Raw genomic sequence first — 10174 nt, 5'->3', positions numbered from 1 at the left:
CTGAAAGATGATCAGGTTGATAGGTTCGAGGTGGAAGCGTGGTGACACGTGGAGCTGACGAATACTAATAGATCGAGGACTTAACCATATAATATGAAGCAAATGTTATCTAGTTTTGAAGGAATATACCTTCATAAGTCTGGTAATGATGGCAGAGAGGTCACACCCGTTCCCATACCGAACACGGAAGTTAAGCTCTCTAGCGCCGATGGTAGTTGGGACTTTGTCCCTGTGAGAGTAGGACGTTGCCAGGCAAACGAAAGACGAGTCAGCGGACTCGTCTTTTTATTTTTATCCTATTTCGAAATAGCAAGATTAACTAAGTATTAGACAGACACTTCGCCTAGAAATGATTCATACACTAAAAGTATAAAGGATGTATATATTTCGAAAAATTGTTAACGCTTATAGATGTATGTAGTCATTTCGTATAGAGGGGAGGGACAGCTTATTTATCGTTGGTCTAAATTTATATAGTAATGGTTAGATAGAATACGATAAATAGGCAAATAATATGGGGTATGTCACAACAAAAGAAGAAGTTTGTATTGTGTGTGAACATAAAAAGGATAGTGGAATTCATTTGTATACGAGTTTTATATGTGAATCATGTGAACGAGAAATGATAGAAACAAATACAAACGATCCAAAGTATATGTATTATTTACAGCAACTACGAAAAATACAGATTGAAAAGCTGAGATAAACCTCTTTTCTCCTTAGGTGGGCGAGGGCATTTGGCCATGTATAGAGGTGGTCAGAATCTTTTTTTGCCACATGTAGGGGTAAAAACAAAGGGAGTATAGGTTATTTTTTCTGTATAAGAGCAACTTATATGGTTGGGAAATTAAAATGGATTTATTATAGAAGAATAGGCACATTTGCCTATTATTTTTTTTGTGAAAATCTCTGTATAATATAGAGAGAATGAATAGTAAGGAAGAGTGAATATGGATCAAAGAAAAATACCCTTATATGAAGCATTAAAGACTTTTGTAAGTAAGAAACCTGTATCCTTTCATGTTCCAGGGCATAAAAATGGAACAAACTTTCCTCATGAGGCACAAAAGTATTTTCATGATATACTTTCTATTGATGTAACAGAACTTACTGGACTTGATGATCTTCATAGTCCATTTGAATGTATAGAAGAAGCACAACGTTTATTAGCAGAGCTGTATGAAGTACAAAAAAGTTATTTTTTAATTAATGGTTCAACAGCTGGGAATTTAGCTATGCTGTTAGCGTGCTGTAATGAACATGATATAATTCTTGTACAAAGAAACGCTCATAAATCAATTATGAATGGTCTTAAATTAACTGGGGCGCGTCCTGTCTTTCTAGAGCCATGGATTGATGAAAAATATGGTGTCCCAGTCGGTGTCCCATATGAAGCGATTGAGGATGCAATTTTACAATATCCACAAACGAAAGCTCTTATTTTAACGCATCCAAATTATTATGGTATGGGTGTAGATTTAGAAAAGAGTATTGCATTGGCGCATAAAAATGGTATTCCTGTTTTAGTAGATGAGGCACATGGGGCGCATTTTTGTATTGGAGAACCCTTTCCAACATCGGCGCTTACGTATGGGGCTGATATTGTTGTTCATTCGGCACATAAAACATTACCGGCAATGACAATGGGTTCGTACTTACATGTAAATAGCTCGCTTATTGATGAAGAAAAAGTTTCTGCCTATTTAAATATATTGCAATCTAGTAGTCCATCTTATCCAATTATGGCTTCTTTAGATATAGCTCGTTTTGCATTAGCGAAGATAAAAGAAGAAGGATGTAAGGAAATTACGGCATTTACTCAGCGCTTTAGCAGAGCATTAAATGGCATTCCACAACTTGTTGTTTTAGATTATCCAATACAAGATGCATTAAAAGTAACGGTGCAAACACGCTGTAAGCTCTCTGGGTATGAGTTACAACGTCTATTTGAAGAGATAGGCATGTTTGTTGAAATGGCAGATCCGTATAATGTTTTACTTATTTTACCGCTCCAAGTAAATGAAGAGTATATAAAAGTGATTGATAAGCTACAAGATGCACTATGCTCATACGATGTAGAAGATAGTAAGCCGCGTATAAATTTTCCTTATAAGAATCAGTTATCTTCTTTATCATTTACATATAAGCAATTGGAAAAATATAAGAAAAAAGTTGTACCATTAAGAGATGCGTTAGGTATGATTGCGGCTGAAATGATTATACCGTATCCACCAGGTATTCCACTGGTCATGTATGGAGAGGAAATTACATTAGAGCATATAAAGCAAATTTCTGATTTAGAAGAAACTGGTGCACGATTTCAAGGAAATATAAAAAATATTACTGTATTCGATATATAGAAAGAAGGTTTTATGAATGAAGGGATTGTTTGTAACAATTGAAGGGCCAGAAGGATCAGGAAAATCTACATTAATTACAAAATTATTGCCATACTTTGAGAAGAAGAAACAAAAAGTAGTGGCAACACGTGAACCAGGTGGGATTACGATTTCAGAAGAGATTCGTACCATTTTACATAAAAAAGAGCATACAATGATGGAGGCGCGTACAGAAGCGTTATTATATGCTGCAGCGCGCAGACAACATTTAGTAGAGAAGGTCATGCCGGCTTTAGAAGACGATTATATTGTAATATGTGATCGTTTTATAGATAGCTCCCTTGCCTATCAAGGATATGCAAGGGGTCTTGGTGTTGATAAGGTATTTGAAATTAATCGTTTTGCGACAGAAGATTGTATGCCGGATATTACAATCTATTTAGATATTGAACCAGAGGTTGGCTTAGCACGTATTAGAAAAGATGATAATAGAGAAGTGAATCGTTTAGATTTAGAAAGCATGGAATTCCATAAACGTGTTCGTGAAGGGTATTTACAATTAGTAGACCAATTTGCAGACCGTATCGTCGTTGTAAATGCAGATCAACCAATGGAAGCTGTTGTAGAAGAAGTTACTCAGCTTATTGAACAAAAATTGTTATAATAGAAGAAAGTATAAAAAGTGAGGTATGGAATATGACGAAGACGTGGGAACAACTGTCTCTTATACAACCCATTGTTGTAAAAATGTTAATGAATAGTATTGCAAAAGAGCGTATATCCCACGCTTATTTGTTAGAAGGGCCAAAAGGAACAGGTAAGTTAGAGACAGCTATGCAAATGGCGAAAAGCTTTCTTTGTTTACAGCGAAATGGAGTGGAACCTTGTCATATATGTACGAATTGTCGACGCATTGATTCGGGCAATCACCCAAACGTATATATTGTTACACCAGATGGCTTATCTATTAAGAAACAACAAATTCATGAATTACAAGAAGAGTTTTCGAAAACAGGTCTAGAAGCAACTAAAAAAATATATATTATTGAGCATGCTGATAAGATGACAACAAATGCTGCCAATACATTGCTTAAATTTTTAGAAGAACCAAGTAGTGACACAGCAGCAATTTTGTTAACGGAGCAAAGCCATCAAATTTTAAGCACTATTTTATCACGCTGTCAAATTGTTACATTTAGGCCGCTCCCAAAAAATGCTTTGGTTAGCCGTTTAGAAATGGAAAAAATAAGTATTTCTTTAGGGAATCTTGCAGCAGAACTTACAAATAGTTTTGATGAGGCACTATCGTTTTGTAATGATGAATGGTTTGCACAAGCACGAGCTTTAGTGATAAAATTATGTGAAGCCCTAGAGAAAGATACCACGTCTCTTTTTTTTGTGCAGGAGAAGTGGGTGAAGCATTTTGGAGAGAAAGAACAACTACAGCTAGGATTAGATATGTTGCTCCTTATTTATAAGGATTTATTATATGTTCAATTGGAAGAAGAAGAGCGGCTCGTTTTTCAAGATCAAAAAGAGTTATTCCAATCTTTTTCCTATTCTCAAAAGCGCATTGTATCGGCTCTTTTCAATATATTAGAAGCAAAAAATAGAATCAACGCTAATGTAAATGCGCAGCTTGTGTTCGAGCAGTTAGTGTTGCGGTTGCAGGAGGGATGACCGTTTGTATGATGTAGTAGGTGTTCGATTTAAGAAGGCCGGAAAAGTGTATTATTTTGATCCGAATCAATTTGATATCTCAGAAAATGAGTTTGCAATTGTGGAAACAGTGCGGGGAATCGAATATGGGAAAGTTGTTATCACGAAGAAACAAGTCGATGAAAATGATGTTGTTTTACCACTGAAGAAAGTTATTCGGATTGCAAATGAAAATGACCGTACAATTGTTGAGGAAAATAAACGTGCAGCAAAAGAAGCGTATCAAGTTTGTCAGGAGAAAGTAATCGAGCATGATCTTGATATGAAACTTGTCGATGTAGAATATACATTTGATCGTAATAAAGTCATTTTTTATTTTACGGCAGACGGTCGTATTGATTTTCGCGAGCTTGTAAAAGATTTGGCAGCCATTTTCCGGACAAGAATCGAATTAAGACAGATTGGTGTTCGTGATGAAGCAAAAATGCTGGGTGGTATTGGTCCATGTGGCCGAATGCTTTGCTGCTCTACTTTTTTAGGAGATTTTGAACCTGTATCCATAAAAATGGCAAAAGATCAAAATTTATCATTAAATCCTGCGAAAATCTCAGGGTTGTGTGGGCGATTAATGTGTTGTTTAAAGTATGAAAATGATGAATATGAAGCAGCAAAAGAGCAGCTACCAGATTTAGATGAGAAGATACAAACACCGCATGGTCTTGGTCGCGTAATTGGATTAAATATTTTAGAAAGATTAATTCAAGTGGAATTAATAGACAAGGAACGGATAGTAGAATATACGTTAGATGAATTAATGAATAAAGGGGTCGTTTCGAGTCAAACCACAGATTAATGAGGTGGGTGCTTGTGGAGAAAAAAGATATTTTTGCAGCGGTTTCCAGTATGGAAGAGCAAATTGGACATCTCTATAAACAGTTGGGAGAGTTAAAGCAGCATCTTGCAGAGCTACTTGAAGAAAACCAACATATTAAAATGGAAAATGAAAATTTGCGGAATCGTTTTGAAGAAGTTCAGAATAAGCAGAAACAGAAATCGAATACGAGAAAAGAAATAAAGCCTAAAATAGATATCGGTGAAGGATATGATAATCTAGCACGCCTGTACCAGGAGGGTTTTCATATTTGCAATTTGCATTATGGAAGTGTACGTAAAGAAGGGGATTGCTTATTCTGTTTATCATTTTTAAATAAAAAATAAAATTACCTTTCCAATATATTGGAAAGGTAATTTTTTGTACATATAACCAAAATAGAAATAATAGACGTTAGACTGTTGGTATAGGTAAATTGTCTTAACGTTTGCTAAAATAAAATGAAACTTCCGTCAGTGGGGGGCTTACTGCCCACGAATAGCGGGATAAAGTTTGAATGATAAGGAAGGAAAAAACACTATGCAGTTGTATGGAGACGAACGTTTAGATTATTTACTATCAAAAGATATGAAAATTATTCAAAGCCCATCAGTATTTAATTTTTCATTAGATGCAGTGTTATTGGCGAACTTTGTATGGGTGCCCATTCAGAAAGGAAACATATTAGATTTGTGTACGGGCAATGCAGTGATTCCTCTTTTATTAAGTTCTCGTACGAAAGGGAAGATTACGGGAGTTGAAATACAAGAGCGCATTTACAATATGGGTGTTAGAAGTGTTCAATATAATGATTTAGAAGAGAGAATCCAGCTTATTCATGGTGATTTAAAACATATGACAGAGCAATTGGGACGACATCAGTTTGATGTTGTTACGTGCAATCCGCCATACTTTCAAACGCCAAAACCATCTGAGCAAAATTTAAATGAACATTTAGCAATTGCTCGTCATGAAATTATGTGCACATTAGAAGATGTTGTACGTGTTAGCAGTCAACTTGTTAAGCAAGGAGGGAAAGTTGCTTTTGTACATCGACCTGGCCGCTTGCTCGATATTGTAATGCTTATGAGAAAATATAAGATTGAGCCAAAACGCCTCCAATTTGTGTATCCAAAAGCAGGTAAAGAAGCGAATACATTATTAATTGAAGGTATTAAAGACGGGAATGCGGATTTGAAAATTTTACCACCCCTTTTTGTATATGAAGAGAATAATAAATATACGAAGGAAATGAATACAATTTTATATGGAGCAGAATAAACATTATTTTTATGTTGTTGAATGTGCCGATGGAAGCTACTATGCAGGCTATACAAACCATTTAGAGAAGCGAATTAGGGCCCATAATAGCGGAAAAGGGGCACGTTATACAAGAGCCAGACGTCCTGTTATATTAAAATACTTTGAAACTTATGAAGAAAAAAGAACTGCGATGCAGGCAGAATATCGTTTCAAGCAGCTAAAACGGAAACAGAAAGAGGAGTACATACAAAAAGGAGATTATTATGTGGCAGCAAAAAAGTTTTCAGATGAATGAGAGAGGAACATTATATTTAGTTCCAACCCCAATTGGTAATTTGGAAGATATGACATTTCGTGCAATTCGTATGTTAAAGGAAGCTGATTTTATTGCAGCAGAAGATACAAGGCAAACGAAAAAGTTGTGTAATTATTTTGAAATTGAAACACCAGTAATGAGTTATCATGAGCATAATAAAGAAGTAAGCGGACAAAAAATCTTAGATATGTTAGAGCAAGGAAAAACAGTGGCACTTGTCAGCGATGCGGGGATGCCATGTATCTCTGATCCTGGCTATGATATTGTTGTCCAAGCAGTAGCGGAGCGGTATCCGGTTGTACCTCTTCCTGGGCCAAATGCTGCACTTACAGCGTTAATTGCATCAGGATTAGAAACAAAACACTTTTATTTCTACGGGTTTTTACAGCGTCATAAAAAAGGGCGTAAAGCAGAATTAGAAAAGCTACGTTATATTCCAAATACAATGATGTTTTATGAGGCACCACATCGATTAGGAGAAACATTAGTCTCTATGAAAGAGGTATTAGGGAATAGAAACGTTGTATTATGTCGTGAGCTTACGAAGAAATTTGAAGAGTTTATTCGTGGTTCTTTAGAAGAAGTGATTCATTGGGCAAAGGAAAATGAAGTGCGTGGAGAATTTTGCGTTTTAGTAGAGGGTTCTACAGAAGAAGCAATTAGCGAAGAGGCATGGTGGGAGTCGTTAACAGTTGAGGAACATGTTGAATACTACATAGAGGAGAAAGGTCTTTCTTCTAAAGAAGCAATTAAAGTTGTTACAAAAGATCGAAATATGTCGAAAAGAGACGTATATCAAGCATATCATGTTGAAAAAAAATAAAGCTTCTCTAAAAGAGAAGCTTTATTTTGCTGCTGCGATAAATTGTTGTAGTTCATTTAAGATTTGCTCTGCGCCTTCTGGGCTTAAAATGATTTTACCTTCAGCTAATGAAAGGTTACTATCAGAAACTTCACCAGTTACTTGGCAAGTCATGTTTGGTTTATATTTTTTTAAGATAATCTTTTCATCATCAACGTAGATTTCAAGAGCATCTTTCTCTGCAATACCTAGTGTACGACGTAATTCAATTGGAATTACAACGCGGCCTAATTCATCAACTTTACGAACGATACCAGTAGATTTCATATTTGTTTTTCCTCCTCATATTCTGCAAGTCTATTTTAATTCGCCATTTTTCGACAAAATACCCTATGAACATATGATACCAATCATTTACATTTCCGTCAATTCTTTAATTATAAAATTTATAAAAGTTTTCTAGATTTTCGCATCTATATAAATCCAAATTAAAAAATGCCATAAAATCATTCTTTTTAGATGGACTGGAGCATCTGGCCATGCATAGAAGTGGTCAAGTTTTTTTTCTGCCATATGCAAGTTTTAAAACAAAGTAAGAAGGCCAGTGCAGGTCATTTTTTTATTGTGCATAGCAGCGACTTTATGTCAAAAAGTAAAACGGATTTATATATTTATTATATATGCTAAAAAATAGTAGATGTATAGAAAGATTTATTTTATTCTTGGAATTTTAATGATAGTGTCGAAAGATAGAAATGTATATTTTTTATTGATATGAGTAATAGATGATAAAGATATAGCACATAAACTCGTCTTTATACGTAAGTTTTTGATATACTGTTTATAAAAATACATAATATGAGGTCATTTGGGAGGTTTAAAACAATGACAGAGGAAAATAAGACCTTTTACATTACAACGCCGATTTATTATCCAAGTGGAAAGCTTCACATTGGACATGCTTATACGACAGTAGCGGGAGATGCAATGGCGCGCTATAAACGTATGCAAGGATACGATGTGTACTACTTAACAGGCACTGATGAACATGGACAAAAGATTCAAAAAAAAGCAGAAGAATTAAATGTTACACCACAGGCATACGTTGACAACATCGTAGCGGGAATTAAAGAACTGTGGGGTAAAATGGATATTTCTTATGACGATTTTATTCGTACAACCGAAGACCGTCATAAAGAAGTTGTAGAAAAAATCTTTAAACAACTTGTTGATCAAGGTGATATTTATCTTGATGAATATGAAGGTTGGTATTCTGTACAAGATGAAACGTTTTATACAGAGCATCAACTTGTTGATCCAGTGATGGAAAATGGAAAAATAGTTGGTGGGAAGAGCCCGGATAGTGGTCATCAAGTAGAACTTGTTCGCGAAGAATCCTACTTCTTTAGAATGGGGAAATATGTAGATCGACTGTTAAAGTTTTATGAAGATAATCCAAACTTCATGCAACCAGAATCACGTAAAAATGAAATGATTAATAATTTCATTAAACCAGGATTAGAAGATTTGGCTGTTTCTCGTACTTCTTTTGATTGGGGTGTTCGTGTACCGGGTAATCCGAAGCATGTTATTTACGTATGGGTAGATGCATTATCTAACTATATTACAGCATTAGGTTATGGAACAGCGAATGAAGAAAAGTATAAAAAATATTGGCCAGCAGATGTTCATTTAGTAGGAAAAGAAATTGTTCGTTTCCATACAATTTATTGGCCAATTATTTTAATGGCTCTTGATTTACCACTTCCGAAAAAAGTATTTGCGCATGGTTGGATTTTAATGAAAGACGGAAAAATGAGTAAATCTAAAGGGAATGTAGTAGACCCAGTGACGTTAATTGATCGTTATGGTCTAGATGCACTTCGCTATTATCTTCTTCGTGAAGTACCATTTGGATCAGATGGCGTATTTACACCAGAAGGATTTGTTGAGCGTATTAATTTTGATCTTGCGAATGATTTAGGAAATCTATTAAATCGTACAGTAGCAATGATTGATAAATATTTTGACGGAGAAATTCCAGCATACAAAGCAAATGTAACGGATTTTGATGAAGCCTTAGTGACATTTGCAAAAGACACACTACAAAAAGTAGAAGATGCAATGGAAAACATGGAGTTTTCAGTAGCGCTAAGCACAATTTGGCAGCTTGTTAGCCGTACAAATAAATATATCGACGAAACACAGCCATGGGTATTAGCAAAAGATGAAAGCAATCGCGAGAAACTAGCTTCTGTTATGGCACACCTTGCAGAAGTGCTTCGTCAAACGGCAATTTTGTTAATGCCATTCTTAACAGAAACACCAGGGAAGATCTTTGAACAAATTGGAATTACAGATGAAGAATATAAAACATGGAACAGCCTTTCTACAATTGGCTGCATTCCAGTTGGTACAAAAGTTGTAAAAGGCCAACCTGTATTCCCACGTTTAGAAGTAGAAGTAGAAGTGGAATATATTAAAGAACAAATGAAAGGATCTGCTCCAAAAGTAGAAGAAAAGAAAGAAGCAGAGCTAGAGGTAGAAGAAATTACAATTGATGATTTCTTTAAAGTAGACTTACGCGTAGCAGAAATATTGGATGCGGAGCCTGTAAAAAAAGCAGACAAGCTGTTAAAGATCCAACTTGATTTAGGCACAGAAAAACGACAAGTTGTCTCTGGAATCGCTAAATTTTATTCCCCAGAAGAGTTAAAAGGGAAAAAAGTCATTTGTGTTACAAATTTAAAACCAGTAAACCTACGTGGTGAGTTATCACAAGGTATGATTTTAGCGGGTGAAGAAAACGGAAAATTGTCGTTAGCAACAGTCGATCAAAACTTACCAAATGGTACAAAAATTAAGTAATAACGGAAAAACGAGAGATGTTTCACGTGTAACATTCGTGAAGCATCTTTTTTCTT

The 10174-nt window shown here is 35.3% G+C and carries 11 protein-coding genes and 2 rRNA genes; 12 read left to right on the top strand and 1 reads right to left on the bottom strand.

What is annotated here, in order from left to right:
• From H280_RS0116130 to rsmI, 11 genes are all read left to right on the top strand, one after another.
• Positions 1-88 (top strand): 23S ribosomal RNA (locus H280_RS0116130); the annotation flags it as partial.
• Between the two features lie 50 nt (positions 89-138).
• Positions 139-254, top strand: a 5S ribosomal RNA gene (gene rrf, locus H280_RS0116125).
• A 260-nt stretch (positions 255-514) separates the two neighbouring features.
• Positions 515-706 (top strand): sigma factor G inhibitor Gin, encoded by a 192-nt coding sequence (locus H280_RS0116120; protein WP_020062171.1) that lies wholly within the window; start codon positions 515-517, stop codon positions 704-706.
• Positions 707-950: 244 nt separating this feature from the next.
• The gene (locus H280_RS0116115; RefSeq protein WP_020062170.1) at positions 951-2360 is read left to right on the top strand and encodes an aminotransferase class I/II-fold pyridoxal phosphate-dependent enzyme; all 1410 of its coding nucleotides are present in this window, start codon (positions 951-953) and stop codon (positions 2358-2360) included.
• Between the two features lie 16 nt (positions 2361-2376).
• Positions 2377-3003 (top strand): dTMP kinase, encoded by a 627-nt coding sequence (tmk, locus tag H280_RS0116110; RefSeq protein ID WP_020062169.1) that lies wholly within the window; start codon positions 2377-2379, stop codon positions 3001-3003.
• A gap of 32 nt (positions 3004-3035) precedes the next feature.
• Complete coding sequence (gene holB / locus H280_RS0116105; protein WP_020062168.1) at positions 3036-4019, top strand: DNA polymerase III subunit delta'; 984 nt, start codon at positions 3036-3038, stop codon at positions 4017-4019.
• A gap of 4 nt (positions 4020-4023) precedes the next feature.
• Complete coding sequence (locus H280_RS0116100; protein ID WP_020062167.1) at positions 4024-4851, top strand: PSP1 domain-containing protein; 828 nt, start codon at positions 4024-4026, stop codon at positions 4849-4851.
• Between the two features lie 14 nt (positions 4852-4865).
• A complete protein-coding gene (gene yabA, locus H280_RS0116095) occupies positions 4866-5216 on the top strand; it encodes a DNA replication initiation control protein YabA (protein WP_020062166.1) in 351 nt (116 codons plus the stop codon).
• A 193-nt stretch (positions 5217-5409) separates the two neighbouring features.
• Positions 5410-6150 carry a tRNA1(Val) (adenine(37)-N6)-methyltransferase gene (locus H280_RS0116090; protein ID WP_020062165.1) on the top strand — a complete coding sequence of 247 codons (741 nt, stop codon included), beginning with the start codon at positions 5410-5412 and terminating at the stop codon, positions 6148-6150.
• Positions 6137-6427: a GIY-YIG nuclease family protein gene (locus H280_RS0116085; RefSeq protein WP_020062164.1), complete on the top strand. Its 291-nt coding sequence runs from the start codon at positions 6137-6139 to the stop codon at positions 6425-6427. The genes H280_RS0116090 and H280_RS0116085 overlap by 14 nt, the downstream gene beginning before the upstream one ends.
• Complete coding sequence (gene rsmI / locus H280_RS0116080; RefSeq protein ID WP_020062163.1) at positions 6396-7271, top strand: 16S rRNA (cytidine(1402)-2'-O)-methyltransferase; 876 nt, start codon at positions 6396-6398, stop codon at positions 7269-7271. The genes H280_RS0116085 and rsmI overlap by 32 nt, the downstream gene beginning before the upstream one ends.
• Before the next feature lie 21 nt (positions 7272-7292).
• On the opposite strand, the gene H280_RS0116075 is transcribed toward rsmI, so the two are convergent.
• Complete coding sequence (locus H280_RS0116075; protein ID WP_020062162.1) at positions 7293-7577, bottom strand: AbrB/MazE/SpoVT family DNA-binding domain-containing protein; 285 nt, start codon at positions 7575-7577, stop codon at positions 7293-7295.
• Between the two features lie 558 nt (positions 7578-8135).
• Here H280_RS0116075 and metG point away from each other — a divergent pair.
• Positions 8136-10118, top strand: coding sequence for a methionine--tRNA ligase (gene metG, locus H280_RS0116070; RefSeq protein WP_020062161.1), 1983 nt, complete (start codon positions 8136-8138; stop codon positions 10116-10118).
• Positions 10119-10174 lie beyond the last annotated feature (56 nt).

Origin of the sequence: Bacillus sp. 123MFChir2 (genome assembly GCF_000383235.1) — a bacterium.
In the GTDB taxonomy this organism is placed as follows: domain Bacteria; phylum Bacillota; class Bacilli; order Bacillales; family Bacillaceae_G; genus Bacillus_A.
This window is presented reverse-complemented; position numbering and strand designations above follow the sequence as displayed.